The 15,783-nt window shown below is 38.9% G+C and carries 17 protein-coding genes and 1 pseudogene; 12 read left to right on the forward strand and 6 right to left on the reverse strand.

What is annotated here, in order from left to right; genetic code table 11:
• Positions 1–191: 191 nt before the first annotated feature.
• The gene (gene dapF / locus HNQ85_RS08530; protein ID WP_181537310.1) at positions 192–1,046 is read left to right on the forward strand and encodes a diaminopimelate epimerase; all 855 of its coding nucleotides are present in this window, start codon (positions 192–194) and stop codon (positions 1,044–1,046) included.
• Between the two features lie 68 nt (positions 1,047–1,114).
• A complete protein-coding gene (locus tag HNQ85_RS08535) occupies positions 1,115–1,477 on the forward strand; it encodes an iron-sulfur cluster assembly accessory protein (RefSeq protein WP_181537311.1) in 363 nt (120 codons plus the stop codon).
• 491 nt (positions 1,478–1,968) lie between these two features.
• Here the strand turns inward: HNQ85_RS08535 and HNQ85_RS08540 are convergent, their stop codons facing one another.
• Positions 1,969–2,724, reverse strand: a complete 756-nt coding sequence (locus HNQ85_RS08540; RefSeq protein WP_181537312.1) for a CAP domain-containing protein — start codon at positions 2,722–2,724, stop codon at positions 1,969–1,971.
• A 360-nt stretch (positions 2,725–3,084) separates the two neighbouring features.
• On the opposite strand from HNQ85_RS08540, the pseudogene HNQ85_RS08545 reads away from it, so the two are divergent.
• Positions 3,085–3,179, forward strand: a pseudogene (locus HNQ85_RS08545) (iron-sulfur cluster assembly accessory protein); the annotation flags it as partial.
• Between the two features lie 311 nt (positions 3,180–3,490).
• On the opposite strand, the gene yumC reads toward HNQ85_RS08545, so the two are convergent.
• Positions 3,491–4,483 (reverse strand): ferredoxin--NADP reductase 2, encoded by a 993-nt coding sequence (yumC, locus tag HNQ85_RS08550; protein ID WP_181537313.1) that lies wholly within the window; start codon positions 4,481–4,483, stop codon positions 3,491–3,493.
• 407 nt (positions 4,484–4,890) lie between these two features.
• Between yumC and HNQ85_RS08555 the strand changes: the two genes are divergently transcribed.
• The 4 genes from HNQ85_RS08555 to HNQ85_RS08570 all read left to right on the forward strand — a co-directional run bounded on the left by HNQ85_RS08555 (position 4,891) and on the right by HNQ85_RS08570 (position 7,950).
• Positions 4,891–6,114 carry an FAD-dependent oxidoreductase gene (locus HNQ85_RS08555; protein WP_181537314.1) on the forward strand — a complete coding sequence of 408 codons (1,224 nt, stop codon included), beginning with the start codon at positions 4,891–4,893 and terminating at the stop codon, positions 6,112–6,114.
• 387 nt (positions 6,115–6,501) lie between these two features.
• Positions 6,502–6,630, forward strand: a complete 129-nt coding sequence (locus tag HNQ85_RS08560) for a YuiA family protein (protein WP_181537315.1) — start codon at positions 6,502–6,504, stop codon at positions 6,628–6,630.
• A 70-nt stretch (positions 6,631–6,700) separates the two neighbouring features.
• Complete coding sequence (locus HNQ85_RS08565; protein ID WP_181537316.1) at positions 6,701–7,024, forward strand: YuiB family protein; 324 nt, start codon at positions 6,701–6,703, stop codon at positions 7,022–7,024.
• A 215-nt stretch (positions 7,025–7,239) separates the two neighbouring features.
• Complete coding sequence (locus tag HNQ85_RS08570; RefSeq protein WP_181537317.1) at positions 7,240–7,950, forward strand: 3D domain-containing protein; 711 nt, start codon at positions 7,240–7,242, stop codon at positions 7,948–7,950.
• 107 nt (positions 7,951–8,057) lie between these two features.
• On the opposite strand, the gene HNQ85_RS08575 is transcribed toward HNQ85_RS08570, so the two are convergent.
• Positions 8,058–8,870: a cobalamin-binding protein gene (locus HNQ85_RS08575; protein WP_181537318.1), complete on the reverse strand. Its 813-nt coding sequence runs from the start codon at positions 8,868–8,870 to the stop codon at positions 8,058–8,060.
• Between the two features lie 106 nt (positions 8,871–8,976).
• Between HNQ85_RS08575 and HNQ85_RS08580 the strand changes: the two genes are divergently transcribed.
• From HNQ85_RS08580 to HNQ85_RS08595, 4 genes are all read left to right on the forward strand, one after another.
• Positions 8,977–9,360: a DUF309 domain-containing protein gene (locus tag HNQ85_RS08580; RefSeq protein ID WP_181537319.1), complete on the forward strand. Its 384-nt coding sequence runs from the start codon at positions 8,977–8,979 to the stop codon at positions 9,358–9,360.
• 60 nt (positions 9,361–9,420) lie between these two features.
• On the forward strand, positions 9,421–10,914 hold the full coding sequence (locus HNQ85_RS08585; RefSeq protein ID WP_181537320.1) for a leucyl aminopeptidase: 1,494 nt from the start codon (positions 9,421–9,423) through the stop codon (positions 10,912–10,914).
• Positions 10,915–11,163: 249 nt separating this feature from the next.
• Positions 11,164–11,784: a DUF47 domain-containing protein gene (locus HNQ85_RS08590; RefSeq protein ID WP_181537321.1), complete on the forward strand. Its 621-nt coding sequence runs from the start codon at positions 11,164–11,166 to the stop codon at positions 11,782–11,784.
• Between the two features lie 17 nt (positions 11,785–11,801).
• Positions 11,802–12,800: an inorganic phosphate transporter gene (locus HNQ85_RS08595; RefSeq protein WP_181537322.1), complete on the forward strand. Its 999-nt coding sequence runs from the start codon at positions 11,802–11,804 to the stop codon at positions 12,798–12,800.
• A gap of 42 nt (positions 12,801–12,842) precedes the next feature.
• On the opposite strand, the gene HNQ85_RS08600 is transcribed toward HNQ85_RS08595, so the two are convergent.
• Together HNQ85_RS08600 and HNQ85_RS08605 are read right to left on the reverse strand one after the other, a co-directional pair.
• Positions 12,843–13,448, reverse strand: a complete 606-nt coding sequence (locus tag HNQ85_RS08600; protein WP_181537323.1) for a biotin transporter BioY — start codon at positions 13,446–13,448, stop codon at positions 12,843–12,845.
• A 226-nt stretch (positions 13,449–13,674) separates the two neighbouring features.
• Positions 13,675–14,892, reverse strand: a complete 1,218-nt coding sequence (locus HNQ85_RS08605; RefSeq protein ID WP_181537324.1) for a NupC/NupG family nucleoside CNT transporter — start codon at positions 14,890–14,892, stop codon at positions 13,675–13,677.
• Between the two features lie 256 nt (positions 14,893–15,148).
• Between HNQ85_RS08605 and HNQ85_RS08610 the strand changes: the two genes are divergently transcribed.
• The gene (locus HNQ85_RS08610) at positions 15,149–15,307 is read left to right on the forward strand and encodes a hypothetical protein (RefSeq protein WP_181537325.1); all 159 of its coding nucleotides are present in this window, start codon (positions 15,149–15,151) and stop codon (positions 15,305–15,307) included.
• Positions 15,308–15,360: 53 nt separating this feature from the next.
• Here HNQ85_RS08610 and HNQ85_RS08615 read toward each other — a convergent pair whose 3' ends face one another.
• Positions 15,361–15,771 carry a hypothetical protein gene (locus tag HNQ85_RS08615; protein ID WP_246326821.1) on the reverse strand — a complete coding sequence of 137 codons (411 nt, stop codon included), beginning with the start codon at positions 15,769–15,771 and terminating at the stop codon, positions 15,361–15,363.
• Positions 15,772–15,783: the final 12 nt, after the last annotated feature.

Raw genomic sequence — 15,783 nt, forward strand, 5'->3', positions numbered from 1 at the left:
AGTGTCAGACCCCACAACCACCATATAGTAAATAACGTGAGAACACGATATATGATGGATTTCGTGTGAGGTCAGTACTTATGGGTCAGCCCCTTTTAGATGTATGTGAAAAAACGGGGGATATTTTCATTGTTTCCTAATCTTCTACACTTTATACTTAACTTAAAAAATGATTCATCTAGGAGGAAAAAATGCGGAGCTTTTCATTCACAAAAATGCATGGATTAGGCAATAGCTATATATATGTGAATTTATTTGAAGAGAATATCCCAGAGAAAATGCTGTCAGAGTTAGCTGTTCGAGTTTCTAACGTTAACACCGGAATTGGCGCTGATGGAATGATTTTAATTTGTCCATCAGAAGTAGCCCCTGTGAAAATGCGCATTTTCAATAGTGATGGCTCAGAAGGAAAAAATTGCGGCAACGGGTTACGCTGCGTGGCGAAGTATGCGTACGAGCATCAATTAGTGAAAGAAACATCGTTTTTTATTGAAACATTGTCAGGACTTGTAAAAGCAGAAGTGTTTGTCGAAAACGATGTAGTGACAAAAGTAACAATTGATATGGGACGTCCACGTTTGAAGCGGAGCGAAATTCCAATGGTTGGGGAAGAAGCCGAACAAGTTGTCGCGGAGCCAATACAATTTCGTGAAGAATGGTATGAAATGACAGGCGTTTCTATGGGGAATCCGCACGCTGTATTTTACGTCGATGATATTGAGCAAGCTCCGGTGACGACGCTTGGACCAATTGTCGAAAAAGACACTCGCTTCCCGGAAGGTATTAATGTTGAATTTGTTGAGGTCGTCAATGATCATGAGCTTCATTTTCGCGTTTGGGAGCGCGGCTCTGGCGTTACACAGGCGTGTGGAACAGGAGCGTGTGCGGCAGTAGTCGCGTCAGTGCTAAACGGAAAGACAGCGAGAAATAAAGAGACGGTCGTTCATCTTGCTGGCGGTGATTTATATATTACATGGACAGATGAAGGAAATGTATTAATGACAGGGCCAGCGGAAACTATTTGTACAGGAGTTTATTATTATTAAACATAATATTTGAGCAGATTAGCTTGAAAAAGATATACTAACAACAAGGAGATAAAGGAGGGAAAATTGTGAGTGAAATTATTACTCTTACGGAAGTAGCAGCTTTACAAATTAAAGATATGATGAAAGAAAATGAGGAAGAAGGTGCATATCTCCGCGTTGGTGTAAAAGGCGGTGGTTGCAGCGGCTTAACATATGGCATGGGCTTTGAGCATGAACGTAACGAGGATGATCATGAATTCGAACAACATGGTATTAAAATTTTAATTGATAAAGAAAGTGCACCGATTTTAAAAGGAACGGTTATTGATTATAAGCAATCATTAATGGGCGGGGGGTTCACGATCAATAATCCGAACGCCATCGCTTCCTGCGGCTGCGGTTCATCGTTCAGAACAGCGACAAATGCAGGTACGCCGGAGGAGTGTTAAACGCGATCTATCAACGTTTTTAGAGGCGGGATATTATTTCGTTCAATCTATTGCAAACATAAACGGATAGCCTCGACGGGGTTGATAATCACGCTAGAGAATCCGCGTGTACGAGCATATGAACGACCGTAAAATGAGTGGGAATAGGATTGTGAATAACGGCCTTCTTACCGATGAAACATCGAATTTCGTCGGTAAGGAGGTTTTTTATTTGGCTTTAAAGCGAAAGAAAGCGGGCAATACCCGAAATTGACGCTAGGCCAAGCTCTCGATTTGGTAATCACTCGGAAACGAGTAGAGGGACTACGTAAACGATCATTACGTTTAAATAACGGGCTTGCTTTCGGACAGGCTCAACCATCACATTGAGTTTGCCGCCATGTACAACGCGTTTAGGGATTCGATTCAGAAGGGGGAAATAACCGTACTTATTTGTATATGGGTTCAAAAAGGGAGCCGAATATTAGACTCCCTGTTTGAATATCCATTTATTATTTACCGATAAACATTTGTGTCCAGTGGTTTCCAGCTTGCTCAAAACCTACTCCAATGTGAGTAAACTGTTGATTCAAAATGTTTGCTCTGTGACCAGGGCTATTCATCCAAGCTGTAACAACCTCTTGTGGAGTACGTTGACCTTGAGCAATGTTTTCACCCGCTGTTTTGTAAGTAACACCAAAGTCCCTCATCATATCAAAAGGAGAACCATACGTCGGACTTGTATGTGAGAAATAATGGTTTTGTTGCATATCCTGTGATTTCTTCTGAGCTACAGCACTTAGTTGAGCATCCGCTTTTAAAGCGGGGAGACCTGCTCGAGCTCTTTCTTTGTTCGTTAATTCAATTACTTGTTGGGCATATTGACTGATCCCTGTGGGAACCTGAGCCTGTTGTTGCTGAGTTGGTGTCTGTTGTTTAGGTTGAGTTTGTTGCTGTTGTGTTGGCGTTTGTGTTTGATTTGGTGGTAGTGCATATTGTCTTCTTTGCTGATTCAATTCTTGCTGAAGCCTTGCTTGCAACTCAGCTGCTTGTTTAGGGTCCACCTGAACAAATTGGTACTTTGCATCTTGGATTAATATCGCTCTTGTATGAGGATATTTGTTACTTGGTATTGATGTATAACAAGCTGAAATATTCATGTTTTCATTATCATCATTGTCATTACGGTTTGTATCCATTGTGTTACACGCTGTAAGTCCCATTACTAGGGCAGAAGCTACGAGAAAGCCAGTTATTTTCTTTATCAATTGTAACGCCTCCTAAGGTATTATTTTTACATCCTTAGTTTTTATATCTTTGAAGGAAAGTAAAGATGGGAATACCTGTGATAAATGGAAGGTACGGAGAATAAAAGTGGGTTACTTATGGGCAAAATACGGAGTCAAATGAGATTCAGTGGTTTATGGTGAAAAAACTAACGGGCTTGCCTTAAGGTAGAACTGCGGCTTTTTCTATTTTCCTCTATATGTACATAGCTTCGGCTTTGGGTATTATTGAATGAGGTAAGTTAGAACGTTTAAAACAATCCTTAAAGCGAAAAATAACCCCACACAAGCGGGTTAAAACGTTGATATTATTGTATTTCAATCTCCAGTAAACATAGCGCGGGGTTCGCGATTAATAATTCGAACGCCATCGCTTCCTGCAGCTGCGGTTCATCGTTTAGAACAGCGACGATGCAGGTACGCCGGAGGAATGGTAAGAATAAAAAAACGAGTTGGGCACCACCAACTCGTTTTCTAATATGAGAGATCGTTGTTCCGCTTTTCTTGGTTGTCTAGCTCTGGCGGCTATCCCCTTCCGACGCTTCGGCTCCGCTGTGGCGGCAACAGCCTCCTCGCGGATCCTCCAGAGCGTGTCGGGGATAAGCAAGCAGCCTCCGCTTTTCTTGTTGTCTAGCTTCAGCGCCTAGCTCTCTGTGCCAAATAACCTTCCCCCTCGAAGTGACAAGCACTTCTGCGGGTGAAGAACATTTGGCTTCGAGAGCTAACCGCGGCGCCTCCGCTTTTCTTATTAGAACATGGATGTTGAATGCAACGGTTGTACTTTTGCGTTTGGATCGATGTATGCTTTCGCGTTGTTAACTGCTATCGGTGCTTCTCCAAAACCGCAAGCAATTAATTTTACTTTTCCTTCATATGTGCAAATGTCTCCAGCGGCATAGATGCCCAGAATGTTCGTTTCCATTTTCGAGTTGACTTTAATCGAGTTCTTTTCGATTTCTAATCCCCATTCTTTAATTGGTCCGAGAGAAGAAATAAAGCCGTAGTTTACAATGACTGCATCAACATCAATTGTTTCTTTTGTTCCCGCTTTTACTTCTTCCAATACGACTTGTTTAATGCTGTTTTCATCGCCAATTAATTCTACAGGCACAAATGGAGTTTTTACTTCTACTTTTGATTTCATTAAGTTTTCAACGCTGTGTTCATGAGCACGGAATTTATCGCGACGATGAACGATGGTTACTTTTTCTGCAATCGGTTCAAGCATTAATGCCCAGTCTACCGCAGAGTCTCCACCGCCGCAAACAAGCACTTTTTTGCCGGCAAATTTATTTAAATCATCGATAAAGTAATGAAGATTTTTTCCTTCGTATTGCATCGCGTTTTCAAGCTCTAAGCGGCGTGGTTGGAAAGCACCGTTTCCAGCGGTAATAATCACTGTTTTTGAATAGTGAATTTCTTTGTTCGTAGTAAGCTTGAATGTACCATCTTCGAGTTTCTCAAGCTTTTCCACAGACTGTTCTAAGCAAACAGTAGGATTGAATTTGGCCATTTGCTCTTTTAGGTTATCAATTAACTCTTGAGCGCGGATTTTTGGGAATCCAGCAACGTCATATATGTATTTTTCCGGATAAAGCGCAGAAAGTTGTCCGCCTAGCTGTGGAAGACTTTCAATGATTTTCACGCTCGCTTGACGCATACCGCCATAAAAAGCAGCAAATAACCCCGTTGGACCGCCACCGATAATGGTGATATCGTATACTTTTTGATCTTCTTTCACAACAATTCCCCCTAAATATCAATTGTCTGATGAGCCAGCATGGTTATAAAGCTATATCATCATTTTTGCTTTCTCATCACTCAATTCATGCACGATAGTTAGCACATATTCATTTTATCATATTCAACTAACGCTTTGAACAGGCTTATATTTGAGGTTTTAAAACAGGCGGTGGAGCAAAGAAAAAACAAGGGGAAAAAACATAAAAATCACTTGAAAATTGTCAGGAAAACGAATAATATGATTTAGTGGAGAGATTGTTAAGATTTTGTGACAACATTTTTACAAATGTATAATTTTTTTGTGTAGTACATCGTGAATTAATTCACAAACTTTTTTCGATAAAATTTTTTACGAAGCGGTACAATATAGCTAATTAAAGCTGCAAAAAACTAAAAAGGGTGGAAGTGATTCGGTTGAAAAAGCCAAATGTTGTTATTTTAGGTGCTGGTTATGGTGGTTTAATGACAACAGTACGCCTGCAAAAAATGGTAGGCGTCAATGAAGCGAACATTACGCTCGTAAACAAAAACGACTATCACTATGAATCAACATGGTTACATGAAGCATCTGCTGGTACATTGCATCATGATCGCGTTCGCTATCCGATTGCCGATGTAATTGATCGCAGCAAAGTAAACTTTGTTAAAGACACAGTAGTAAAAGTTGTTCCAGAGGAAAATCGCGTTATTTTAGAAAACGGTGAATTAACTTACGATTACTTAGTTGTGGCACTTGGATTTGAGTCAGAAACATTCGGTATTAAAGGCTTAAAAGAATATGCTTTCTCAATCGCAAACGTAAATGCAGCACGTCAAATTCGCGAGCACATTGAGTATCAATTTGCGACTTATAACACAGAAGAAGAAAAACGTGATGAGCGTTTAACAATCGTTGTTGGTGGTGCAGGCTTCACTGGTATCGAATTCCTTGGAGAATTAGTGAACCGTGTTCCAGAGCTTTGCCGTGAGTATGATGTTGACCCGCATAAAGTGCGCATTATTTGCGTTGAAGCCGCTCCAACTGCTCTTCCTGGCTTTGACCCAGAGCTAGTGGAGTATGCGGTGAACTTATTAGAGCGCAAAGGTGTCGAATTCAAAATTGGAACAGCGATTAAAGAGTGTACTCCAGAAGGCATCATCGTTGCTAAAGGCGATGAAGTAGAAGAAATTAAAGCTGGTACTGTTGTTTGGGCAGCAGGTGTGCGCGGCAGCCATGTGATTGATGAATCAGGATTTGAAGCAATGCGCGGACGCGTAAAAGTGGACCCATTCTTACGTGCGCCAGGCTATGAGAATGTATTTATTGTTGGTGACTGTTCATTAATCATTAACGAAGAAACGAACCGTCCATACCCACCAACTGCACAAATTGCAATGCAACAAGGTGAAGTTTGTGCGAAGAACCTTGCTGTTCTTATCCGCCAGCAAGGTGAGTTACAACCATTTAAGCCGGATATTAAAGGTACGGTTTGCTCTCTTGGTCATGATGATGCAATCGGTGTTGTATTCGGTAAGAAAGTATGGGGCTCAAAAGCGAGCTTCATGAAGAAAATGGTTGACAACCGCGCGTTATACTTAATCGGTGGTCCGTCATTAGTGATGAAAAAAGGTAAATTCAATTTCCTTTAATAATAATGAATAAAACAAAAGGCAAAAGCAGGAGATGATTCCTCCTGCTTTTGCCTTTTTTGTTTTACAATAGAAAGAAAAAGAGGAATCGGATGATTAATATGAACGAGAAATGGGGCAAAATATAGTTAGCTGTTGCAGAAATGGTTGTCAAAATTCGATGTTAACACCTTATTACCAAATAAATCTTGAAAATAAGTTCAGATATACAAAACACACTTTTGTTTTAAAAATTCGAAAAATTACAAAAGATAAAGAAATTGGGAGTATATCATCAATGTATCCGTTTACATTGGTGTAAACAGCTTAATTTCTCTCTTTCCTTTTTGCTAAAAATTTTGTTATATTATCAGAAAATTAAGAAAATAACGAAGGGATGGATGAAAAATGACACAAACCAATCAAACAGTATGTCCTTATTGTTCAGGAAACGGATATGTACAGTTAATTTTAGGTGGTTCTGAAACTTGTTACAGTTGCTCTGGAAAAGGTACTGCTGTTAAAGATAAACAATAGCATTGTAATTCATTGACTCCCTTTTCACGATTCAGTACACTTAAGAATGATGTACTGGAGGTGATTAGGGATGGAAATGAGTATACCCGTTTTAGTTATATCGATGTTGTTATTTTTTGTACTGTTTTTCGGCATTGGCTTTTTGTTGAATATGTTGCTTCGAATGTCGTGGATTATGGCAATATTAAGTCCAATCGTATTTATATTTATCATTGATGATGTAAAGTTTATTCAATATTTTACTGATCCCGTTACTTCTTTCGGTGCCTTGAAAGAACGGATTTTATCTTTGGCTCCTGCTGATATTATGATTTTAAGCAGCGGTTTGTTTGGAGCAATATGCGCCGGTATTGCCATTCGTGCTTTACGAGCTAAAGGATATCAGATGTTTTAAAGGGCTGTCCCATCAGTGTCTGACCTCCCAGGTAACTTACAATATATAGTGTTTTTATCTATTGTTATGTCCTATTATGATGATGGTGAGGTCTGACACTTGTTTGGTCAGCCTCTTTTTTTATGAAGGAACAATGTTTGTCTTTCTTGCTCCTCTTAATATGTATATTTCTTTTTTATTTTGGAAATAAATACAACTGTGAGAGGAGTGAGAAGATGAATAGATTCAAGAAAGCTGTAAGACGAATAACAATATCTATTTTATTTCTTTTTGCACTATTAACTACCTTTCAATCTATTTCTGGGGTAGAGGCAAAAATACTTTCTAATTGGTTTTATAGTTATCATTTCTTTGGTGACAATAATAATGATAATAATAATAATGATAATATGGAAAAACGCATATCGTTAGACTATAAAGAGTTACAACGACAAAAGCGCATACAAACACAAATTTCATCCAAACAAACTTTTAATGGCTCTATTCGTCTTGAAGAGGCGTTTGATTGGTCAAAATACCCGGCAAAAACGGTCATTGCAACCGGTTATACAGCAGGAGTTGAATCTACTGGAAAAACACCAGACCATCCTCAATACGGAATTACGTATTCAGGAGTAAAAGTAAAAAGAGATTTATATTCAACCATTGCGGCCGATTTAAATGTGTTCCCGGTTGGGACAATCTTGTTTATTCCTGGTTATGGATATGGGGTTGTTGCTGACACGGGAAGTGCGATCAAAGGGAACCGAATTGACTTATATTACGATACTGTGGAAGACGTATATAAATATTGGGGTAAAAAGACGGTTGATGTATATGTGGTAAAAAAAGGTGATGGAACGCTTTCAGAGCAAGAGTTAGTAAAGCTAAATGAAAATGAGACGATGCAAGTATTTCGTCAACAATATTTAAAAGCTAAAAGCTGAGATAGGGACTGACTTATAAGTGTCTGACCTCACGCACAATACACAGTATCAGAACTATATATTGTAGTTGTGGGTCTGACACTTTCCTTTTAGGTCAAGTCCCTATTTTAATTCTCCAAAAGTGCATCCTTTTCATCGTATAATGGAAAAACGTTAGGATGTAAAATAGCTGCTAGCTTTTTTAGTCCGAGCAATAGGCGAGGTGAGGGGCGGCAATATAATGCTTCTTCAAGAACATAAATTCGGTCTTCTTTGACTGCTTCTATCTCGCACCATTGCGGCCTTTTACGTACGATGTCTGGATGGATTTTATCCGTTCGTACGCCTACCCATGCAAGACAAATATGTTCCGGATTTCGCGCTTTTACTTCCTTCCAGTCGGTTTGCACATTGGCTTGCTCCAAATCAGCAAAAATATTTACCCCTCCAGCAAGCAAACTAATTTCTGTTAACCAGTTCTTTTTTCCTGGAGTAAAAACAGGTTTGGGCCACCATTCCCAATAAAGTCGTGCTTTTTGCTCAATTTTATTCGATAACTGTTTGTACTCGTCAATAAAAGTATAAAACTTTTGAATGATTGTTTGGGCTTTATCCTTTACATGTAAAGCATTTCCTAATGTGAGTAAATCATTTGCAATTTCGTCCAAAGAATTAGGATTTGAAACGAGATGAGGAATGTTTCTTTTTTTTAATTGTGCCACATTTTTTTCCATCCCTGGAACACTAAGAGAGGCAAGCACAATATCAGGATTTAATTGTTCGACCAAATCCATGTTAACGTCTAAATCAGGACCAACACGAGGTAGGTGCTGAATGGTTAGTGGCCAATCAGAAAAATCATCAACCGCGACTAAATGTTCCGTCATTCCTAAATACTCAAGAAGTTCTGTATTGCTCGGACAAATCGAAATAATCCGCATTGTATCCTCCTCGGTTTTTTATAAGAAGTTTCAACTTATGTACTGTATTCTACATGTTCTGTTTTATTTCCTTGTTTGTTATGATGGGAAAAAGGGGGAGATTTCTTTGGAGAATTACCCGCTTGAGTACTATGAATTTTTTATCAAGTTTAACGAAGGAGATTATTACACTTGCCATGATTTGCTTGAAGAAATTTGGATGACTGATAAAGAAAATTATTTTTTAAAAGGAATGCTGCAAATGACGGTCGCTCTTTATCACTACAGCTACGGCAATGTGAAAGGGGCCAGAATGATGATGGAAGCAGCTAGACAGTATATTCAAAAATATCGGCCGTTTTATTGGGGAGTGAATCTTGAGGAAGTAAATGAATTTATCGAGCGCTGTCTTGCAGTTATACCAAGTGAGATTGACCGTGTTTCATTTGATAAGGCTAATCAGCTTCCTAAGCTGCCGATGCTGCTATTATATTTACAAGATGATATTTAGATAATCGAAATATTTTTAATTTTAATATATAATAAGCGTGAAGAGATGGAGGTGTTTTTTATGTTTACAGTATTAAATCATCTTGATCTAAATTATTTACATGAAGCGTTAGTCATTGGATTATTTGAAAAGAATAAGCAACTGGATGGATTGGCAAGAGAAATGAACGAGCTGCTTGATGGACAGCTCATGACTTTGTTAAAGGAAGGGGACATATCCGCAAAGAAAAAAGCGGTTACAAAAGTACATACGCTTGGGAAAATAAATGTAAAGCGGCTTTATTTTGTCGGCTTGGGAAAAGAAGAGGATCTCACATTTGAAGTGTTAAGAGAAGCGTTTGGGAAGTTGTTTAAAACGGTGAAAGAAGCAAAATTAACAAAGGTAGCGATTGCACTTGATACGTTCACGAGCGATCAGATTGACTATAATGAAGCAGCACATGCTCTTGCCGAAGCGCTACCGCTTGCAACCTATCAGTTTGCAGGCTATAAACAAAAATCAAATGAGCCGGAAAAACGAATTGAGAAGGTCGTCGTTTATACACAAGGTGATCAGGAAGAAGTTCAAGCTAGTTTAACAGTCGGCTATGTATATGGAAATGCGACGAATTCTGCACGCACATTAGTGAACTTGCCAGGCAACATGTTAACAGCTGCTGATTTAGCCAATTATGCAGTAAAGCTCGCGAAGAAGTACGATTTTGAATATGAAGTGCTTGAAAAAGAAGATATGGAAAAGCTCGGCATGGGTGCGTTTCTTGCGGTTAATAAAGGATCTACGGAGCCGCCGAAAATGATTGTTTTAAAATATCAAGGAAAAGAAACTTGGGAAAATGTTATCGGTTTAGTTGGTAAAGGGGTCACATTTGATACAGGCGGTTATTCGCTGAAACCGCGAGAGAGCATGGTTGACATGAAAACGGATATGGCAGGGGCTGCAGCTGTCCTTGGAGCAATGGAAATCATCGGTGAGCTTCGTCCTGAACAAAATGTTGTTGCCGTCATTCCTGCAACAGACAATATGATAAGTGGTCATGCATTCAAGCCGGATGATGTGATCACGTCAATGAGCGGCAAAACGATTGAAGTCAAAAATACAGATGCTGAAGGAAGACTGATTTTAGCTGATGCGATTACTTATGCAAAGCATCATGGAGCGAATTACATTATCGATGTGGCTACGTTAACAGGTGGTGTGATTATCGCGTTAGGAAATCACACGACTGGAGCAATGACAAATAATGAGCAATTGTTTGAACAATTATTGGAAGCTTCAGCAGAGACGGGAGAATTTATTTGGCGCTTGCCAATTACAGAGAAAGATAAAGAACGCGTTCGCAACAGTAAAATTGCTGATCTTAATAACTCTCCAGGACGTGAGGGGCATGCGATTATGGGCGGCGCTTTCTTAGGCGAGTTTGCCGAAGATACACCTTGGGTTCACCTTGATATTGCCGGTACATCAGTGACATCAAGCGCGCATGATCTTGGACCAGCTGGTGCGACAGGAGTGATGGTGCGTACGCTTGCGACATTTGTTGAGCGTTTTGAATAATTTGGTAGGGGAGGCTGTCCGTTTATTCGGATAGCCTTTTTTACAAACAATAAAATGAGATAGTAACAAAGTTTTTTGTGAAAAATAAAATAAGGTAGTAATAAAATTTTATGTTTAATAAATGTTAAGTTAATGTTAAGTTTTTGTAAATTTTAGCTAAAATAATTGTAAATTCGACATATCTTGATAAAATAGGACAGGTGGCTCTTTTTTCTATATATTTTATATAGTATAAATGGGGGTTTTCATATGATTTTTTCGCCAAAAAAAGACGTGTTTTTTGATTTATTATTTACTATTTCGGAAAATGTCAAAGAATCAGCACAGTATTTTGTTGAGTACAAAATTAACAACTTAAGTGATTTAAAAGAGTTTGCCCGCGTTATGAAGGAATATGAAAAGAAAGGCGACTCTTTTATTCATGAGTTAGTTGTTGCCCTTAACAAAACGTTTATCACACCGATTGAACGTGAAGATATTCACCAATTAGCAATGAAAATGGATGATGTGTTAGATGGTCTAGAACAGTGTGCAGCTCGTTTTGAAATGTTTTCTTTTACAGACATTGATGATCATATGGCGAAGTTTTTCAATAATATTTACCAAAGCACAATTGAAATCTCTGAAGCTTTAAAGCTTTTAGCGAACAAAAAACTGCTCGATATGAGAGCGCATGCGATTAAAATTAAAGATTATGAATCAAAATGCGATGAAATTTTACGTGCATCGATTAAAAACTTATTTGTAACGCAAAAAGATCCAATTAAACTCATTCAGTATAAAGAATTGTACGAAATGCTTGAGGAGATCGCTGACAGCTGTGAGGATGTTGCAAATACAATTGAAACGATTATTATGCGTAATGCGTAAGGGAGACTATAGAGAGTATGGATACAATCTTAACTCTGACCGTTTTAATTGTTATTTTTGCTTTAGCGTTTGATTTTATTAACGGATTTCATGATACAGCAAACGCGATTGCAACATCCGTTTCAACAAGAGCGCTAACACCTCGTCAAGCGATTATTTTGGCGGCTGTCATGAACTTTGCCGGTGCCTTAACATTTACAGGAGTGGCGAAGACAATTACAAAAGATATTGTTGATCCATTTGCGTTAGAGAACGGTCCTGTTGTGATTTTAGCCGCATTAACGGCAGCGATCGCCTGGAACTTGATTACGTGGTATTACGGAATTCCGAGCAGTTCTTCACACGCATTAATTGGTTCTATTGCCGGTGCAGCAATTTCGGCTGCCGGTTTCGGAATTTTAAACTATGAAGGATTTCTTAAAATTTTACAATCGCTTATTATTTCGCCGTTTCTAGCTTTAGCTGTCGGTTTTATTGTTATGAGTCTTTTCCGTATCCTGTTTAAAAATGCTAATTTAACAAGAACGACAAGAGGATTCCGCATGTTCCAAGTTGTAACAGCAGCGATGCAGGCATACACACATGGAACAAACGATGCGCAAAAAGCGATGGGAATTATTACAATGGCATTAATTGCAGCCAATTATCATTCAACGACAGATATTCCGGAATGGGTGCGCATTTCTGCAGCTCTTGCTATGGGGATTGGAACTTCCATCGGTGGATGGAAAATTATTAAAACAGTTGGCGGTAAAATTATGAAAATTCGCCCTGTTAATGGAGCTGCTGCGGACCTTTCATCTGCGATGATTATTTTTGCGGCAACTACTTTCCACTTGCCTGTAAGTACTACGCATGTTATTTCATCAGCTATTATGGGTGTTGGTGCAGCGCAGCGCGTGAAAGGTGTAAAATGGGGAGTAGCACGGCGTATTGTGTTGACATGGATTATTACATTGCCTATTTCTGCACTTATTGCAGGATTTGTTTATCAAGTCTTAAAACTATTTTTCTAACATATAAAAAGTGCATGTCGTTTACGACATGCACTTTTTATGTTAAGCGGTGCGGCGTGTATAAGAAGACGTTTTTTGCAATGAGAAATAAATGCGTGGTGCAATCATTCCAGCAACAACGGATAAAATAATGTCTTTTGGAAGCGGGGCAAGCATCCAACTCCAGACAAGAGAATAAGAAAATCCTTCTGGTGCTTGAGCCCAAAATTTAAATGCGAAATACATCCAGTTTGTACCGACGACATAGTTAATAACCATACCGATTAATGTGGCAGTGATAAAGCGAGCAATAGAAGGATTTCCGTCGCTTTTTTCAATGACAAGTCCTGTAACGTATGCGGCAAGAATAAAAGATAAAATAAAACCAAATGTCGGGCGGACAATCATGCCGAAACCGCCAGAAAATTGGGCGAATACTGGCGCACCGATTAAACCGACTAACATATAAACCGTCATTGCTAAAGTCCCTAGACGACGGCCTAAAAGAGCTCCTGCTAGCACGCAGAAAAATGTTTGAAGTGTAATTGGTACACCGCCGATAACTAAAAATGGTGCCCATGATGTAATATTTGCACCAATTGCCATTAACGCGACAAACATTCCGATTAAAGTAAGGTCAAGTGCACGGAATCTTGGTTGATGAGACATATGTTAACACCTCTGCTATATGTAGTTAACAAAATCGTACCGAATAACGTGAAATATGTCAATCTTATTTTTGAAAAGGTTAACAAAAAAGAAAGGCAGTCTCATAAAGGGTTATATACTTAAACGGCTGTAATTTTTTCATTGATTATAAGTATTACAGCTGAGATTTAACCCTTTGTTTTTGAGACAGCCTATTGAAAGTAAACTATCCGCTGCTTATGAGAGATTATATAAGCATGCCGGCAATGGCTCCACTCAACATAGAAGCCAATGCTCCAGCGATAAGTGATCTGAATCCTAATTGCGCAATATCTTGTCGACGATTCGGTGCTAAGCTTCCAAGTCCGCCTAAAAGAGCGGCCAGTGCTGAAATATTTGCGAATCCGCAAAGTGAAAAGCTGATAATCGCAACCGTTTTAGCAGAAAGATTCTCGATGTGCGGGGCGAATGAAGAATAGGCAACAAACTCATTTAATATAAGTTTTTGGCCAATAAATCCTCCTGCTGTAATGGCTTCAGACCAAGGAACACCGATGGCAAAAGCAAGGGGGGCGAACACATAACCAAGAATAAGTTCTAAAGATAAATTTTTTACACCAAACCAGCTGCCAATTTCCCCAAGAATGCCGTTTACTAAAGCAATTAAAGCAATAAATGCAAGAAGCATTGCCCCGATATTGAGAGCGAGCTGCAAGCCGAAGCTGGCACCTCTGGCCGCGGCATCAATGACATTCGAAGATTCATTATCCGCTTCCATCTTAATTTCCTCATCTGATTTTGTTTCTTCGGTTTCGGGAACAATAATTTTTGCCATAATTAACCCAGCCGGTGCTGACATAAAGCTAGCAGCCAACAAATATTCCAGCGGCACACCTAACAAGGAGTAGCCAACAAGAACAGAACCAGAGACAGAAGCAAGTCCACATGTCATCACGGAGAACAATTCCGACTGCGTCATTTTGGTGATATAAGGACGAACAACAAGCGGCGCTTCGATTTGTCCGAGAAAAATGTTTGCTGCAGCCGACACCGACTCGGCTTTGCGTATCCCTAAAAGCTTAGATAACCCTCCACCGATAATTTGAACAACCCATTGCATAATACCAAGATAATAAAGCACAGAAATAAGCGATGAAAAGAAAATGACAATAGATAATACGTGAATGGCAAATACGAATGTAATGCCGGATTCTTTCGTAAAAAAGCCGCCGAATAAAAAGTTAATTCCCTCATTTACGCAGCTGATAATGTTATTCACCTTAAATGTGAACCAATTTAATGCATTTTTTCCTGTTTCCCATTTTAATACAGCGACCGCAAAAATCAGTTGGATCGCCAAACCTCCTAATACGGGGCGTAATTTGATGGCTTTTCGATTCGTTGATAACAATAAGCCGATGGAAAAAATGATTATAATACCTAATATTCCCCAAATATAATTCATGTTTTCCCTCTCTCCTTGCTGCTTACATAAGTTTTTTGATAATTTTCGACAAACATCGTCAAAATCAATATTAAATAAAAAGTATCATTAATCAATCGCTCCTGACAATATCAATGATTACAGTTTTAATTTTTTTAATATAGTAAATATTGAGAAGTAACATGAGCGGATAAGCGCGATAGGTGGGTACATATTTTTTTAACGATTGCATAAACTATATTTGCTTAATTTATTACTAGGCTAGTGAGGAATGAGTATGGAACTCGATGAATATGCAAAAGAAATCATGAGGGCAAGCAAAAGCGGAGCAAATGAAGATATCATTCATGTCAGCAAAAATGATGATGGATACGACTTAAGAGATGCAGGGACTATCGGAAAAAAACAGTCGATTGATAAAAACGATAATGCCTAAAGTATAAAGAGGTTGTCTCATAAGGACCTAACCTTATGAGACAGCCTCTTTCGTCATAAAAATGTTTTCCAGCGCAAAGAGATGGCTAACTTACAGCATTCGATTTGCCCAGCCTTTGACGATAATGTTAGGCGGATGCCGTCAGGATTATAGTAAATATCGACTTTAGACTGAATACCAATTGACTCAATTAATTGTTTTACTTCTTTTGTATGGGATTCTTGCGCAGCGGACATTACTTTGAAGGCAAATTCCTTTGATTCAGCTAGCTTTTTCAAAATGAGGCTTGCATCCTTCATTAGTTTTTGCATAGCGATAATGGATTGATTAAATAATGTAGTGTCAATTGGCGGATATTGGCGATAAGACGTCAAAGAGAATGCTGGATAAGCATTGTAAAAAGGCTGTTGATATGGCATGGGGGGATATGCGCTATAAAAATACATAATCAACCATCCTTTCATTTACAAAATTTC

The sequence above is a fragment of the [Anoxybacillus] calidus genome (assembly GCF_013760845.1).
Lineage (GTDB): Bacteria > Bacillota > Bacilli > Bacillales > Anoxybacillaceae > Paranoxybacillus > Paranoxybacillus calidus.